Below are 14,584 nucleotides of genomic sequence, written 5' to 3'. Positions count from 1 at the left end.
TGATAGTATTTTGATATCACAATAGTAGCAATAAATTTAGTTTTCCACCAAGGAATTTGGGATGTACGGTAAAATTTTTCCGGAAACGTGCTCGGATGCCGGATAAAGTAATCCGTTCCGATCCGTCTAATCGGTTAAATCCGTGTTCCTATCCCTTATATTTGCAACTCTTTTTACAATAAGATGATACTGAGCGAACAGGAGATCAACCGGCGCAACAAGCGCGAGGAACTGATGCGGATGGGCATTGACCCCTACCCCGCCGATTTATTCGAGGTCAACGTGACGGCGGCCGACATTCATAAAAATTACGAACGCAACAAAACCGACTACAAAAGCATTTCCATCGCGGGTCGTCTGATGAGTTTCCGCATCATGGGCTCGGCCTCCTTCGCCGAATTGCAGGACGCTACCGGCCGGATTCAGCTCTACTTCCGGCGCGACGACCTCTGCCCCGGCGACGACAAAACGCTCTACAACACGGTTTTTAAAAAGCTGCTCGACATCGGCGACATCATCGGCGTCAAGGGCTATGTCTTCACGACCCAAACCGGCGAAATTTCTATCCACGTCACCGAATTCCGGCTGCTCACCAAATCGCTGCGGCCGCTGCCGGTCGTGAAAGAAGTCGTCGATGAGCAGGGCAACAAGCAAACCTACGACGCCTTCTCGGACCCCGAGCAACGGTACCGCCAGCGTTATGTCGATTTGATCGTGAACCCGGAAGTCCGCAAAACCTTCGTGCAACGGACCCAACTGGTCAACTCGATCCGGACGTTTCTGGCCAATCGCGGCTACCTGGAAGTCGAAACGCCGATTCTGCAACCGATCCACGGGGGCGCGGCTGCCCGGCCGTTCCGAACGCACCACAACACGCTCGACATGACGCTGTATCTGCGGATTGCCAACGAGTTGTATCTGAAACGGTTGATCGTGGGTGGCTACGACGGCGTGTTCGAGTTTGCCAAGGATTTCCGTAACGAAGGCATGAGCCGGTTTCACAACCCGGAATTTACGCAAGTCGAGTTGTACGTGGCTTACAAAGACTACAACTGGATGATGGACCTGATCGAGGAGATGGTCGAGAAAATTGCGCTGGATCTCCACGGCAAAACCGAGGTGCCGGTGGGCGACAAGATCATCAATTTTCAGCGGCCCTGGAAGCGGTTTACGATGTTTGAAGCGATTCAGGAATATACCGGCGTGGATGTGTCAGCGATGGGCGAGGACGAACTGCGCACCGTGGCCGAAAGCCGGGGTATCAAAACCGACAGCACGATGGGCAAATCGAAGCTCATCGACGAACTGTTTGGCGAAGCCGTCGAAGGCAACCTGATTCAACCGACCTTCATCACGGATTACCCGGTCGAAATGTCGCCACTGACCAAGAAACACCGGAGCAAACCGGGGCTGGTGGAGCGGTTTGAGGCCATTTGCAACGGTAAGGAAATTGCCAACGCCTATTCGGAGCTGAACGATCCGCTCGACCAGCGCACCCGGTTTGAGGAACAACTTGAACTGGCCAAGCGGGGCGACGAGGAAGCGATGGCGATGGACGAAGACTTCCTGCGGGCGCTCGAATACGGCATGCCGCCCACGGCGGGCGTCGGTTTGGGCATCGACCGACTGACGATGATCATGACCAACCAGCCATCCATTCAGGATGTGTTGTTCTTCCCGCAAATGCGGCCCGAAAAGAAACTGGAACTATCGACCGACGCCGACTATGAGCAACGGGGCATTCCGGCGGGTTGGATACCGGCCTTGCAGAAAATGGGGTACGGGCATGTCAACCAGTTGGACGGCGCGAACGCCAACAAGATTTTCAACGATCTGGGCGGCATGCGCAAGAAGCTAAAGCTGGATGTAGCCATGCCGACGCTCGACCAGGTCAAAAGCTGGACGGGGCAATGAACCCTGCGGCCAAAATCGACTACACAGCCGTGAAACTGGCGTTGTTCGAACGGTGCCAGCAGTACGTGACGCAGCGCATCGAAACCGCCAGAACCGCGATGGAAGCGGCCCAGGCTGCGGCCAACGAGGAATCGAAAAGCAGCGCGGGCGATAAGTACGAAACCGGTCGGGCGATGGCACAGTTGGAGCGCGACCGGCACGCCCAGCAACTGGCCGAAGCGCTGAAACTCCGGCAGGAACTGGACCGGATCGATGTGGGTAAGGAGTACGTGAGTGGGCAACCGGGGAGTCTGGTGCTGACCAGCCAGGGCCATTACTTCATCGCCATCAGCGCCGGAAAGCTGACCGTCGGCACCATCGACTATTTTGCGGTTTCGGCCGCTTCGCCCATCGGTGCACGGTTGAGCCAGGTCAAAACCGGCGAAGAACTGACGTTCAACGGCAAGCTTATCCGGGTGCTGGCGGTGCATTAACTAGCAACACCCCCAACCCCCAGAAGGGGTTGGGGGTAATTTAACCGAAAAATTAAAAACCCCGGTCGTTGCGGCCGGGGTTTTTATGTTCAGGAAGGAGATTTTCTTAATAAGCTCCTTCAATTTTTTTCACTTTTACGGCATTGAGGCCTTTTTTCCCTTCGATCACTTCGAAAGAAACCCGGTCTGTTTCCCGAATAGTCGTGCCATTCAGACCAGTAATGTGGACAAAAATGTCACGGTTTGTATCATCTTCGACGATGAATCCGTAGCCTTTACTTTCGTTGAAAAATTTGACAACACCTGTTTGCATAAAACTTAAAAATTAAAAATAAAACATTACTGACTGGGGTATTTCTAACAAAAGTCGTCAAACAGGTTCCAGGTTAACACACGAAATGGGCGATACGGATGGAACTGGCCGTCTATGCATTGACTTTGTTGAATCGTAAAATATCTTAAATTTTGTAAGACAACGCTTTAGTAAACACAAAGTAACAAAAATAGTTACGAATTTGTAAATACTCCGCTGCGAAAATAATTGTCTTATTTGACGACATAATTATACAAAACAATCTTTTTTTCAAATACTTTGTCGAAACAATTCGTTGCTGGGATTGTTGATACAATTTGTTCGGTGTATCTTTGGTAGTCCAACAACTCTGCCGATGCGGATTTGTGACGTCCCATTGCCCATTTTAAGCGCATGTACTGATAATCAGGAACGTTACTACGATGAATAAGCTCCGGTATTTCGTCGAAAGTCAGGCATTTGGCGTCTGCACGCGGTTGGGTGAAATGATGAATATTTCGGCCAGCAGCATCCGCCTGTATTTTATCTATACCTCCTGCCTAACGCTGGGGTCACCGGTGGTGCTATACCTGATCATGGCGTTCTGGATGGAGATGAACAAACACCTCCGGCGTCATAACCATCCGACCATTTGGGAGTTATAATCTCCCTGCGGTTTTCCAAATTGTTACTTATTGTTTCGCAGTTCCCGGTAGGTTTTCCGGTTTTTGCCGAAATACTGCCAGATGATGCTGTGCGGGTAAATCTGCGGGTGCGTGATGCGGTTGTTGCGCAGTTCGGCCAGGGCGTTTCGCTGCCGACGCAGAAAAGGCATCCAGCCGTAAAAGGCAAAATGTGCCTGTAGAATCGCCAGCGTATCGCGCCATTGCCCCGACGCCAGCAACCGGACGCCCGACAGGCCATCCAACACCAGCCGAATTAGGATATTGAGAAAGACGTGCCCGGTTGGCAGATTCTTATACAGCATTGCCAGGCTGTTGCGGTAATTCAGAAACGTTTTCCGGGGATTGGATTTGTGTAGCGTCCCGCCCCCGACGTGATACACCGTCGAATCCGGGCAATACCAGATCTGGTAACCGGCGTTTTTGGCCCGCCAGCACCAGTCGATTTCTTCCATGTGCGCAAAAAACCGGGGATCAAAACCGTCCAGACGATGAAATACCTCGGCCTGCACCAACATGCAGGCCCCCGTCGCCCAGAAAATTTCCCGGGCATCGTCGTACTGCTGCCGGTCTTCTTCGACGGTATCGAAAAGCCGACCCCGACAAAACGGATAACCCAGGTAATCGATGTAGCCCCCAGCCGCTCCGGCGTATTCAAACAGATGCGGGTGGGCATGGGACCGAATTTTGGGCTGACAGGCCGCGATCCGCTCATTGCGTTCCATCAGCTCCCGCAAAGGTCTTAGCCAACCTTCACTCACCTCCACGTCGGAGTTTAGCAGCAGGTAATACCGTGCGTCGACTTCTTTGAGAGCCGCATTGTAGCCACCCGCGTAGCCGAAATTGATGGACAATTGAATCAGCCGAACTGCCGGAAATTTTTCCCGAAGCAACGCTACCGAATCGTCCGTTGAATGATTATCGGCCACGTATACCGGGCAACCGTCGGCATGCAATAACACCGACGGCAAAAACCGCTCTAAAAAGGATCTTCCGTTGTAATTTAAAATGACGATGGCAATCTGATCCATGCCTTACGACATCATGCTGCCCAAGTCGAACCCGGGAATGTTGGGCAGTAGGCCCTCGGTCGCTTTTTGAAGGTGTGCCTTGATTTGGGGTTCAATATTTTCCAGCGCTTTGTTGGTGGCGGCCACCACCAGATCCTGCAACATCTCGCGGTCGTCGGGCCGAATCAGATCCGGATCAATCTCCAGCCGGATGACTTGCTTGAGGCCGTTGACAGTCACCCGCACCATCCCGGCACCCGATTCGCCTGATTCGGTCAGTGTATTCAGATTCCCCTGGGCCTCTTTCATCCGGGACTGAAATTCCTTCACCTTCCCGAACATATCCATCATGTTGAACATAGTCTGCGAAAAAAATAGTCTTCTTTATAGACAACCAATAAGCCCGAAACGTTGTAATCGGCGCACAAAGGTAGCCACGAAACGCCAAACCCACCGGTTTTGTTGCTAACTGCTTTCCCTGTCAGCGCCGGGCCGTCGAGACGGTTATTTAATCAATAACACCGAGCCTCGTTTTTCTGTTTTCACGCCGTTCGGGTCCTGGGCCAGAATCCGATACGTATAGCTGCCCGGTTGAGCCGCCTGCCCGCCGATCGTTCCATCCCAGCCTTCACGGCTTTCGGTTCGGAACACGACTTCGCCCCAGCGGTTGTAGATGGTCAGTTGAACAGTATCGAAATACGTACTGCCCTTGATTTCCAGCAGGTCATTGATGCCGTCGCCATTGGGCGTAAAGGCATCGGGGACAAAAAGCCGGGCGGCTTGCAGAAACGTGTAGAAGTTGGAATAACTGACGGCACCGGATTTGGAAATAGCCTTGACCCGAAACCGGAATCGCTGGTTGTCGGGATCGTTCTGCGCGGGTTGGTACGACGTTCGGGTACCAACCGACACTTCTTCCCAAACGACCCCGCTCTCGTCAATTTTTTCGACTATATACCGGTCAATGGCTTCGTCGGCAAAGGGCGAACCGGCGGTCCAGTCGATGGTTCCGGACCAATTCGATCCCAAATGAATGGTGCAAACAGTTTTGGAAGGTTCCGACGAAACCCCGCAGGCATTCTGGTAAACGACCTGATAGCAATACGATTGCTGCTGCGGCTGCACCCCGCCATCCTGGTGAATGTTCCGGTCGATTTCCTCGCCGGTCTGCCCAAAACCGCCCGACGGATCGGCCCGAAAAACGAGCATTTTGTAGCGGGGGCTGGTCGAGGTCGGAACCGGCGGAAGTCCCCGTAGATCGACGCGGTTGTCGCCATTGACCGACACCTGCACCGTCGAAAACGGCGGAGGAACCGCCGAAGATTGGGCCGTGACGCACACGCGATCGGAGACAATTTCGGTCGGACCGGCCTGCGCCGTCACCTGATAACAGTATTCTTCGTTGCACGTGAGCGCAGCCGCATCGCTGACCGAGGTGGTTCCGACGCTGTTGATCGTTCGAAAAGCCGCATCGTTTTTCGTCACAGAATATTGCCGAAAATTAGCCGGATTGCCGGGAGCCGTCCAGACCACCTCATTCTGTTTTTCGCGCGCTTCGACTTCCAGCCCGATGCTGCACACTTCGTCGGATTCGAAGAGTTGTCCGCAGGCATCCTGCGAAACGACCTTGAAGCAGGTCGGGTGGGCGGTGATGTTGGCAATCACCAGCGATCCGTTGCCAACGCGGGTAACGGCCGTGGCTGTGAACGTTCCGGAAGCCCCTTTCTGGTACAACGTCACCGACTGGTTGGCCCCGGCCTGCACCTGCAACGTGACCGTCGAGCCGGAGGTGGCCAGCCGCGTGATGACCGGTTTTACAAGATCTGTGCTCAGATTCGGCGTCACCTGCTGGAACGAGCCGCCCCCGCAGTTGAGGCCCCGGTAATTGCCGGATACTTTCAGGGTGTAGGTTCGTTTGGTTTGGTACGTATGGGTAATATTGGCCAGGGCGGTTTTCGGCACCGTCTGCAACGGGCTGCCGTCGTTCCAGTCGACGATGAATTCGTCGTACTGGCTGGCGACCGCATCGTTGACAATATCGACCACCACCTTCATGTCAGCGCAGCTATACGCCCGGAAATTAGGGGCCGTCGCGTCGAGTACTTCCACTTCCTGGCAGGCGACCGAACCGGTATTAACGCTGCCAATTTGAAGGATTTTATATTTTCCCGGCCGGGTGTAGGTGAATGTCGTTGCGGTTACACCTGCTCTGGTCGCAACTGGGTCTCCTCCTCTGTAATCATACACGTAAAGAAAAATGTCATCCGGGCTGGTCGTCGTGTTTTTTACCGTAATTGTCAGGGGTGTGCAACCTCTTGTCGTCGAAACGCCAAAACCGCCCTTTTCCGCATTTGGCGGGGGGGTGACGCACCAATCAACGATTGTTTGAGCAAACGTTATTTGACTCAATACAAAACACATCCCGAGCAGCAAAACCCGGATCGGATATCGCACAAACCACCTAAAACCGGCTGACCACTGCCTGATGACATTCACGGGAGGTAATGATTTTCGAGCGTATAACTACAATTTTGGATTAGAACGACCAAAACACAAATTTAGCGTGTCGAACGTATCTTTGCCGAACAATGTTGACACAGACAAGAGAGAAAAGACAGGAGAGGAAAAACTTTCTTCCCAAAGAACCGACCGATTGACCGTCTTTTATCTCTTGTCTGTTGTCTTTTCTCTAACACATATGCTGAGCAATAATAATACCAATACCGGGAGTCTGCTGGATCGGATCGAAGACGCGATTCAGGATATTCGCGACGGAAAAATCATCATCGTCGTGGATGACGAAGACCGGGAAAATGAGGGTGACATGATCTGCGCGGCCGAAAAAATCACCCCTGAAATGGTCAATTTCATGGTGAAAGAAGGCCGGGGCCTGATGTGCGCCCCCCTGACTGAAGCCCGCTGCCAGGAGTTGGGCCTGGAAATGATGGTCGGGAATAATACTTCCGTGCATACGACGCCCTTTACGGTTTCGGTCGATCTGCTCGGCCACGGTTGCACGACCGGCATTTCAGCCAGCGACCGCGCCAAAACCATCCGCGCGCTGGTCGATCCCGAAACGACACCGGAAGACCTCGGCCGACCGGGCCACATCTTCCCGTTGCGGGCCGTCGACGGAGGTGTCATCCGCCGGGCCGGACATACGGAAGCCGCCATCGATTTTGCCAAACTGGCCGGTTTGCAGCCCGCCGGGGTGTTGATCGAGGTACTGAACGAAGACGGCACGATGGCCCGCTTGCCGCAACTGCGCGAAATTGCCGACAAATTTGGCATGAAACTCGTCAGCATTCAGGATCTGATCGAGTACCGTCTAAGACAGGAGAGCCTGATCAAACGCGAGATCGGCGTTCAGATGCCCACCGAATACGGTGATTTTGAACTGATTGCCTACAAACAGATCAATACCGACGATACGCACCTGGCGCTCATTAAAGGAACCTGGGAGAAGAATGAGCCGGTTTTGGTGCGGGTCCATTCGTCCTGCGTCACGGGCGATATTTTTGGCTCGTGCCGTTGCGACTGCGGGGAGCAGCTTCATGCCGCCATGCGTCTGGTCGAACAGGAAGGCAAGGGCGTGGTATTGTATATGTTCCAGGAAGGCCGGGGCATCGGGCTGATGAACAAACTGAAAGCCTATAAATTACAGGAAATGGGCCGCGATACCGTCGAAGCCAATCTGGAACTCGGCTTGCCGATGGACGCCCGCGATTACGGCGTCGGAGCGCAAATCCTGCGAGACCTGGGCATCACCAAACTCCGGCTGATTTCCAACAATCCTAAAAAACGGGCGGGGCTGATGGGTTACGGCCTGGAAATCGTGGAAACCGTACCCATTGAGATTAAACCCAACCCGCACAATGAATACTATTTGCGGACTAAGCGGGATAAAATGGGTCACATTCTCAAGCATTTTACCGATCAGGTTGGTTAATTCCACTGAAGCGTCGTTTATAGAAGCCCGTCCGGTCCGGACGGGCTTTTTTTGTTCTTTTTTACGCCCCACGCAACCCTTTTTCCGCCAAATCCGTACTGACTTACGAATCGATTCAGCAGGCACGCGGCCGATAATTCTAACCTTTTTATCAATCTGTCATGAAAACCAACTGGATTGCGACCCCCGTGGCCGCCCTGCTGCTTATTGCCGGAAGTTTCCAATCCTGCAATAACGATTCCGACGACGATACACCCACCCCCGATCCGGCTATTACCCTCACCAACACGTCCCTGGGAACTGTCATGACCGACGAAACCGGTCGGACACTCTACTTTTTTTCCAACGATTACGACAGCACGAGTGCATCGACTTGCACGGGCAACTGCCTGACCAACTGGCCGGTTTTCTACCGGGAAACTCCCAAACTGGCCGCCGGTCTGACTGCGGCTGACTTCAAAACGATTACCCGCGCCGACGGTGCCAAACAAACCACCTACAAAGGCTGGCCGCTGTATTATTACAAAGACGACGCCAAAACCGGGGATGTCAAAGGCGAGAACGTGGGCGGCATCTGGTTTGTCGCCAAACCGAATTACTCCATCATGATCGTCAGCGCGCAGTTGATCGGGCACAATGGAAAATCGTACACGGCGGATTACAAGGAAGGAACCGGAAAAACCGTCTACTTCACCGACGGGCAGGGCCGGACGCTGTACGGTTTTCGGAATGATAAGAAAAATAAGAATAACTTTACCCGCGCCGACCTGAGCAACAACGCCGTCTGGCCGATGTTTGAAGAAACGTTGAAGGAAGTGCCGTCGACCATCGACAAAACGCTTTTCGGGACGATTACCGTGGCGGGTCGGCAGCAATTGACGTACAAAGGCTGGCCGCTGTATTATTTTCAGCAGGACAACGGCAAACGGGGTCTGAACAAAGGCATCAGTTTTCCGCAACCCGGTGTCTGGCCGATTATCAACAAAGATACGCCGGAAGCGCCGGCCCCCTGACCGGTTTTCGGTTTTCGGTGAGCCGGTTTTCCATTTTTTTCTCTGAACTACCCCGTTTTATGTTTTATAGAAAGCCGCTCACCGAAAACCGTAAACAATTTTTGCCCGGTTGACGCAACCTGTTGGTGCCGATTGCCGTACTGACGATTGAAACCCGACGTATGACCGTTCCCTCCCCCGATATCGCCGGACTGTTACAGGAATGCCAGAATGGCAACCGCCGAAGCCAGGAACAGCTTTACCGGCAGTTCTACGGCTATGCGATGGGAATTTGCCTGCGGTATTCACACAACCGGGACGAAGCGGTGGAAATTGTCAACGATGGATTTATGAAGGTTTTCACCCGGGCGAATCTGTACCGATCGGAGGTGCCGTTCAAGCTCTGGTTGCGCCGGATCATGATCAATACCGCCCTGGATTATTACCGGCAAAACCTGAAACACCGGTACCACGAGGACATCGAACAGGCCGTCCAGATTCCGGACGTGGATGCCAGCGCCCTCGACCAACTGAGCCATGAGGAACTGATGGAAGTCGTTCAGATGCTGACGCCAGCTTACCGCATGGTTTTCAACCTGTACGCGATCGATGGGTATACCCACGAAGAAATCGCCAGCCAGTTGAACATCTCGGTCGGAACCTCGAAATCGAACCTGGCCCGGGCCCGTGAACAATTGAAAAACTTATTAAACCGTAGATGCCATGGCGAGTTTGCAAGAACTTCCCGATGACGAACTGGACAAGCTCTTCCGGTCGTCAGCCGAGGAGTTTGAGCCGCCGTACAACCCGGACGACTGGAACAGCCTGCGCCGTCGACTCGACGACGCGGACCGGTCGCGGTTTCTGGATCGGTTTATTTATTGGGGAATTCCGGTCTTGCTGCTGATTCTGAGCGCCGTCTCGCTTTTCGTAAAACCGGAAGAAGGCAGCTCAGCGGTCCGGATCGTGGCCGAAAACACGAAGTCGGCGTCGGTCAAAGACCTGGCACCTGACCGACGGGCGAAGGCCGGGCCAGCGCTAGAAACCGCCCCGGCTGAACAGACCCATCCGACGCCCGAAAACGAAACCGGCGATGCGCCCGAGGATACCGACGCAAAAAAAGGTATCAGAACAGCCGAAACCGCCGACGTTTCGGCCCGGACAGACCGGATGAGCCCGGCTGGGAGCGTCGACCCAAACCGGGTTTCGGACCAAACCGCCGAAACGAAGCGGCCCGCCCGGTCCGGCACGGGCTTGAACGACAACATCGGCCCGGCCGTTAGCACCAACCGGCGGAATGCCACGAACGAAGTGATAACGCCGGAAACCGGCAGTCGTTTACGGAAAACCGTTAACCGGACGAAAGCGCCCGCCCGCCCGGTGGTTGCAGCCGCTCCGAACCGGAATCGATTCGGGAAGTCGCCGGAAACGGCGGTGAACCTGAACCCAACCGGCACCGCGGGGTACGCGGAGGACATGGCCGGAAAACCAGTTCAAAGAAACCGCCCGAACCGTCGTAGTTTGGGGTCGTCCGATGCTGTTTCTGAAACAGTTACGCGTCCGTCCAACAGTCCCGGGGCCGAACCGCCGGTTTCGGATGCGACCGAAACGACGCCGATTGAACTGCCCGGCAACCTGACGCCTATCGCGTTTCGACGGCCCACTCAGCCCCGGCTTCCGGCCCTGCCCGAACCGGATCCGGAGCCCATGCGCCCCCCTGTGGTTCCGAACCGCTCGCCGACCGCTGTGCCGGTGATTGGGTACCCGGCGCTGTCGATTCGGGTGGTGGCCGCACCGGATTTCAATTTTGTAGGCAGCAGCAAACAGGCTGCGCGCGATTTGCAGATCGGCGTTCTGGGTGAATACCGGTTTTTACGACGACTGACCGTTCAGAGTGGTGTCTTACGGTCGGTGAAAAAATACCGGGCAGCGGCAGCGGATTATACCAAACCGCCCCATTGGTACGGCCCTAAATACGAAAGTGTCGACGCCGAGTGTACGGTGCTGGATATTCCGGTCAACCTGCGGTACGATGTGGTGTTGAACGAGCGCCAGCGGTGGTTTGTGAGTGCGGGAGTTTCGTCCTTTATCATGCAGAAAGAATATTACGAGTACAAGTATCCGAAAGGCGTTTATCCCAATCCGGCCTATCCGCAGTACAAGCGGTGGTCTGGCAAAACCGGTTTTCACGAATTCAGTCACCTGAACGTTTCGCTGGGATATGAACGCAATTTCCGGCCTGACGGCCCCCTGCGCCGGTTCTCGTGGCAGGTAGAACCATTTTTGAAGAACCCCAGGGGGGCCAACCTGGGTTACGGTAAAATCCGGCTGACAAGCGCTGGTATCTTTTTCTCGATCCGCTACCGGCTTTGACCCATACGTTTCCGTGACCGTCTTCCGTTAGGGATAAATAGTGTAGATACATTAATTTTCAATCAACCTGTATTTATAACCTACTCATCAAAATTTATGGAAACCAAGGAAACCAACCAGCAGGAGCCCATCAAGCGGGGCGAGTTTTTACGGAGCCTGGGACTGAGCGGTGCCGCCTTAATGGCTTTTTATTGCATGGGTACGCTGACATCCTGCTCGAAAGATTCGGACGACCCGGATCCGGACCCGGGCACCGGCGGAACCGTCGATTTTACGCTGGACCTGAACAGCAACGACTACAAGGTCCTGCAAACCGTAGGTGGGTTTGCCTACAAAGACGATATATTGGTTGCGCGCGTCAAGAGCGGTGATTACATTGCCCTCTCAAAAATCTGCACGCACCAGTCGTCGACTGTTACGTACCGGGCCGCCACCGACGATGTCTATTGCGCGACCCACGGCTCCGAATATACTACGGGCGGGGTGGTGAAAGTGGCCGCTCAGTCGGGACAACGGAATTTGACCGTCTATAAAACGACGCTGAACGGCACGAGTTTGCGCGTAACCCAAAGCTGATTCATGAAGTACATCATCCTTGTCTGCCTGCTCCTGTTCTGCACCCGGTCGGTTTGGGCGCAGGATTCAACCCGCGTGAAAACCGGTTCCGATACGACCATCAAAGCCGATGCCAACGACCTGCTGGCCGAACTGGCCGACAGTTCGATGGATGCACAGGAATTGTTGCCGAAAAAGATGGTTTTCACGCAGCGGGCCTTCTGGGGGCCGAAGGGACTCCTTCGGCTCACCAACATCGCTCCGCTGACGCCCGAAGGCCGGGAGAAGGAATTGAAAATCCGCCGGACGTTTCTGGTCACGCACCAGGTGCTGGGTTTTGTAACGCTGGCCGGTTTTGTGGCGCAGGGTATTCTGGGCTCGCGGTTGTATAATGCGAAAGGGGCCGACTACATTCGAATCAAGGACCAGCACAGCACCATGGCCACGCTGATCAATTTCTCGTACGGCACCACGGCCCTGCTGTCGCTGACCTCGCCCCCCGGTTTGCCGACGAGTAGCCGGAGACGCGGTTTCAGTTCGATCAGGCTGCACCGCGCGCTGGCGATTGTCCACCTGACCGGCATGGTAGCCACCAACATTCTGGCGCGTCGGGTCGATAGCAACCCGGATTTGAAGCCTTACCACCGGGCGGCCGCCTACACCACGTTCGGTGCCTACGCTGCCGCTATTATTGCGATCAAAATCAAGTAAGTCCACTTTTTCACACCGCTTGCTATGACTGCTTTTTCGTACCAAAAGCTGAGGGGCTGGGTAGTGCTCTTCAGCGCCGGGCTGCTGTCGTTTCACCAACCGAACCCAACGGCGCCCGCCAAACGGAAGTTGATGGCCGACCGGACCAAATCGACGATTACGTACGCCATGAGCCATCCGATGCACAGCTTCGAGGGCGTCAGCCGGGATGTTGCCTGCGTGATCGTGCTCGACGATGCCAACAAGATCGAGAGTGTGGCCGCGGCCACCAAAGTGTCGAGTTTCGACAGTGATAACACCAACCGCGATTCGCACGCACTGGAAAAACTCGAAGCGCTGAAGTATCCTAAAGTTACCTTTACCAGTAACGAGATCGATCAGGAAGGAAACAAACTGACGGTGAAGGGCAATCTAACATTTCACGGCGTGACCAAACCCGTTGTTATTCAGGCGACACGTCAGGATGACGGAGGGCAGCTCACGATCAAAGGTGATTTTCAGATTCGTTTATCGGATTACAAAGTCGAAAAACCGTCGTTAATGATGGTCCCGGTCGATGAGGAAGTAAAGCTGCGAATGCTGATGGTTTTCAAGAGTACCGAATCCTGATTCATCGCCAACCTAACGCAACCCACGGCAGCAGAACACCGGTTTTGCTGCCGTGGCCATTTTTATAGGCCGTGGTGGTACAGCAGAAAGCAGAAAATGTACAGCCACAGCACATCGACAAAGTGCCAGTACAGCGTAAATAAGCTGATTTTCAACCGATTTGGCGGATTGACACTATACACAAACGCTTCCACGTACGGAATCCGGCGCAGGGCTTCGGCAAAGGCGATGGCCAGCAAAACCAGGCCCAGGACAATGTGCAGCAAGTGAAGCCCCGACAGCAGAAACAGAAAGCTACCCGAGGGCGTCGTCTTCAGGTATACCCCCCGCGACATAAGTTCCTCCCAACCCAGCACCTGTAGTACCACGAACAACGCCCCCAGAAACAGCGTCGTACCCAGATACAGCCGGTATTGCATAAACCGCTCGTGCCGGAACGCCCCGTTGGCGATGTGTAGTGTCAGGCTGCTGGCAACGATCACGCCCGTACTGGCCAGAAACACCGTCGGCAGCGACACCGCCCGCCAGTCGCCCCCCCCCTTACGGACCATGTAAGCCAGCAACACCACCGTAAAGGTCAGCACACTGCCCGCAATGCACAACCAAAGCATGAAGCGCTTGGGCTCCCGGCGACGCGTGATGAAGTTATTCCTGCGACGGGTTTCCATGGGGCAAATGAGTGCTGGATGGTAAGGTTTGCTTGCCAAACGCAATCCGGCCAAAAATGGTTTGCCGATTGGACCGTTCGACAAAAAATACCGGCTATCAGGGCAATGGTTTTTCAGCCTTTTTGGGGTCACCACGCGTCTATTTCTCGGACGTGGCTTATTCCGTTTTTTACATGAAGAGTAATTGATTTTTTCACAAAAACAGCTATTTAACAGACAATTTCACTATAAAATTGGACAATCCCTGACTCGTAGTAACTAACCGGATACTAATTTCCAGTTACTTCAAGTTTTGCGGCCCAATTTTTGTTAACTATCTTTCCGACATTTACAAGTTCCTCCCTGGTTCTTGCGC

Annotated in this window: 15 protein-coding genes; 10 read left to right on the top strand and 5 right to left on the bottom strand. The window is 54.1% G+C overall.

Annotated elements, in window-relative coordinates; genetic code table 11:
- Positions 1-183 precede the first annotated feature (183 nt).
- Both lysS and ACO2Q8_RS06785 read left to right on the top strand, forming a co-directional pair.
- Positions 184-1,914 (top strand): lysine--tRNA ligase, encoded by a 1,731-nt coding sequence (gene lysS / locus ACO2Q8_RS06790; RefSeq protein WP_423344025.1) that lies wholly within the window; start codon positions 184-186, stop codon positions 1,912-1,914.
- Positions 1,911-2,387: a 3-oxoacyl-ACP synthase gene (locus tag ACO2Q8_RS06785; protein ID WP_423344024.1), complete on the top strand. Its 477-nt coding sequence runs from the start codon at positions 1,911-1,913 to the stop codon at positions 2,385-2,387. Before lysS ends, ACO2Q8_RS06785 begins: the two co-directional genes overlap by 4 nt.
- A gap of 106 nt (positions 2,388-2,493) precedes the next feature.
- Here the strand turns inward: ACO2Q8_RS06785 and ACO2Q8_RS06780 are convergent, their stop codons facing one another.
- Positions 2,494-2,700, bottom strand: a complete 207-nt coding sequence (locus ACO2Q8_RS06780; RefSeq protein WP_114410025.1) for a cold-shock protein — start codon at positions 2,698-2,700, stop codon at positions 2,494-2,496.
- A 422-nt stretch (positions 2,701-3,122) separates the two neighbouring features.
- Here ACO2Q8_RS06780 and ACO2Q8_RS06775 point away from each other — a divergent pair, with 422 nt between their 5' ends.
- Positions 3,123-3,344 (top strand): PspC domain-containing protein, encoded by a 222-nt coding sequence (locus tag ACO2Q8_RS06775; protein WP_265993500.1) that lies wholly within the window; start codon positions 3,123-3,125, stop codon positions 3,342-3,344.
- Positions 3,345-3,367: 23 nt separating this feature from the next.
- On the opposite strand, the gene ACO2Q8_RS06770 is transcribed toward ACO2Q8_RS06775, so the two are convergent.
- From ACO2Q8_RS06770 to ACO2Q8_RS06760, 3 genes are all read right to left on the bottom strand, one after another.
- Positions 3,368-4,393 (bottom strand): glycosyltransferase family 2 protein, encoded by a 1,026-nt coding sequence (locus ACO2Q8_RS06770; protein ID WP_423344023.1) that lies wholly within the window; start codon positions 4,391-4,393, stop codon positions 3,368-3,370.
- A 3-nt stretch (positions 4,394-4,396) separates the two neighbouring features.
- Positions 4,397-4,732, bottom strand: a complete 336-nt coding sequence (locus ACO2Q8_RS06765) for a YbaB/EbfC family nucleoid-associated protein (RefSeq protein WP_423344022.1) — start codon at positions 4,730-4,732, stop codon at positions 4,397-4,399.
- Between the two features lie 144 nt (positions 4,733-4,876).
- Positions 4,877-6,826, bottom strand: a complete 1,950-nt coding sequence (locus tag ACO2Q8_RS06760; RefSeq protein WP_423344021.1) for a gliding motility-associated C-terminal domain-containing protein — start codon at positions 6,824-6,826, stop codon at positions 4,877-4,879.
- Positions 6,827-7,070: 244 nt separating this feature from the next.
- Between ACO2Q8_RS06760 and ACO2Q8_RS06755 the strand changes: the two genes are divergently transcribed.
- The 7 genes from ACO2Q8_RS06755 (at position 7,071) to ACO2Q8_RS06725 (ending at position 13,561) form a co-directional block, all read left to right on the top strand.
- Positions 7,071-8,321: a bifunctional 3,4-dihydroxy-2-butanone-4-phosphate synthase/GTP cyclohydrolase II gene (locus tag ACO2Q8_RS06755; RefSeq protein ID WP_423344020.1), complete on the top strand. Its 1,251-nt coding sequence runs from the start codon at positions 7,071-7,073 to the stop codon at positions 8,319-8,321.
- A 161-nt stretch (positions 8,322-8,482) separates the two neighbouring features.
- A complete protein-coding gene (locus ACO2Q8_RS06750; RefSeq protein ID WP_423344019.1) occupies positions 8,483-9,334 on the top strand; it encodes a hypothetical protein in 852 nt (283 codons plus the stop codon).
- A 161-nt stretch (positions 9,335-9,495) separates the two neighbouring features.
- Entirely contained in the window at positions 9,496-10,065 is a 570-nt protein-coding gene (locus ACO2Q8_RS06745; protein WP_423344018.1) for an RNA polymerase sigma factor, read from the top strand.
- Positions 10,037-11,686, top strand: coding sequence for a hypothetical protein (locus ACO2Q8_RS06740; RefSeq protein WP_423344017.1), 1,650 nt, complete (start codon positions 10,037-10,039; stop codon positions 11,684-11,686). The genes ACO2Q8_RS06745 and ACO2Q8_RS06740 overlap by 29 nt, the downstream gene beginning before the upstream one ends.
- Before the next feature lie 96 nt (positions 11,687-11,782).
- Positions 11,783-12,262, top strand: a complete 480-nt coding sequence (locus tag ACO2Q8_RS06735) for a ubiquinol-cytochrome c reductase iron-sulfur subunit (RefSeq protein WP_423344016.1) — start codon at positions 11,783-11,785, stop codon at positions 12,260-12,262.
- A 3-nt stretch (positions 12,263-12,265) separates the two neighbouring features.
- Positions 12,266-12,952 (top strand): hypothetical protein, encoded by a 687-nt coding sequence (locus ACO2Q8_RS06730; RefSeq protein WP_423344015.1) that lies wholly within the window; start codon positions 12,266-12,268, stop codon positions 12,950-12,952.
- Between the two features lie 24 nt (positions 12,953-12,976).
- Positions 12,977-13,561: a YceI family protein gene (locus tag ACO2Q8_RS06725; protein ID WP_423344014.1), complete on the top strand. Its 585-nt coding sequence runs from the start codon at positions 12,977-12,979 to the stop codon at positions 13,559-13,561.
- 62 nt (positions 13,562-13,623) lie between these two features.
- Here the strand turns inward: ACO2Q8_RS06725 and ACO2Q8_RS06720 are convergent, their stop codons facing one another.
- Positions 13,624-14,229 (bottom strand): cytochrome c oxidase subunit 3, encoded by a 606-nt coding sequence (locus ACO2Q8_RS06720; protein ID WP_423344013.1) that lies wholly within the window; start codon positions 14,227-14,229, stop codon positions 13,624-13,626.
- Between the last annotated feature and the right edge of the window lie 355 nt (positions 14,230-14,584).

Source organism: Larkinella sp. VNQ87 (assembly GCF_049445795.1).
Lineage (GTDB): Bacteria > Bacteroidota > Bacteroidia > Cytophagales > Spirosomataceae > Larkinella.
This window is presented reverse-complemented; position numbering and strand designations above follow the sequence as displayed.

Coding starts and splice junctions, on each gene's coding strand:
- lysS (WP_423344025.1), top strand. CDS start 184: ATGATACTGAGCGAACAGGAGATCAACCGGCGCAACAAGCGCGAGGAA.
- ACO2Q8_RS06785 (WP_423344024.1), top strand. CDS start 1,911: ATGAACCCTGCGGCCAAAATCGACTACACAGCCGTGAAACTGGCGTTG.
- ACO2Q8_RS06780 (WP_114410025.1), bottom strand. CDS start 2,700: ATGCAAACAGGTGTTGTCAAATTTTTCAACGAAAGTAAAGGCTACGGA.
- ACO2Q8_RS06775 (WP_265993500.1), top strand. CDS start 3,123: ATGAATAAGCTCCGGTATTTCGTCGAAAGTCAGGCATTTGGCGTCTGC.
- ACO2Q8_RS06770 (WP_423344023.1), bottom strand. CDS start 4,393: ATGGATCAGATTGCCATCGTCATTTTAAATTACAACGGAAGATCCTTT.
- ACO2Q8_RS06765 (WP_423344022.1), bottom strand. CDS start 4,732: ATGTTCAACATGATGGATATGTTCGGGAAGGTGAAGGAATTTCAGTCC.
- ACO2Q8_RS06755 (WP_423344020.1), top strand. CDS start 7,071: ATGCTGAGCAATAATAATACCAATACCGGGAGTCTGCTGGATCGGATC.
- ACO2Q8_RS06750 (WP_423344019.1), top strand. CDS start 8,483: ATGAAAACCAACTGGATTGCGACCCCCGTGGCCGCCCTGCTGCTTATT.
- ACO2Q8_RS06745 (WP_423344018.1), top strand. CDS start 9,496: ATGACCGTTCCCTCCCCCGATATCGCCGGACTGTTACAGGAATGCCAG.
- ACO2Q8_RS06740 (WP_423344017.1), top strand. CDS start 10,037: ATGGCGAGTTTGCAAGAACTTCCCGATGACGAACTGGACAAGCTCTTC.
- ACO2Q8_RS06735 (WP_423344016.1), top strand. CDS start 11,783: ATGGAAACCAAGGAAACCAACCAGCAGGAGCCCATCAAGCGGGGCGAG.
- ACO2Q8_RS06730 (WP_423344015.1), top strand. CDS start 12,266: ATGAAGTACATCATCCTTGTCTGCCTGCTCCTGTTCTGCACCCGGTCG.
- ACO2Q8_RS06725 (WP_423344014.1), top strand. CDS start 12,977: ATGACTGCTTTTTCGTACCAAAAGCTGAGGGGCTGGGTAGTGCTCTTC.
- ACO2Q8_RS06720 (WP_423344013.1), bottom strand. CDS start 14,229: ATGGAAACCCGTCGCAGGAATAACTTCATCACGCGTCGCCGGGAGCCC.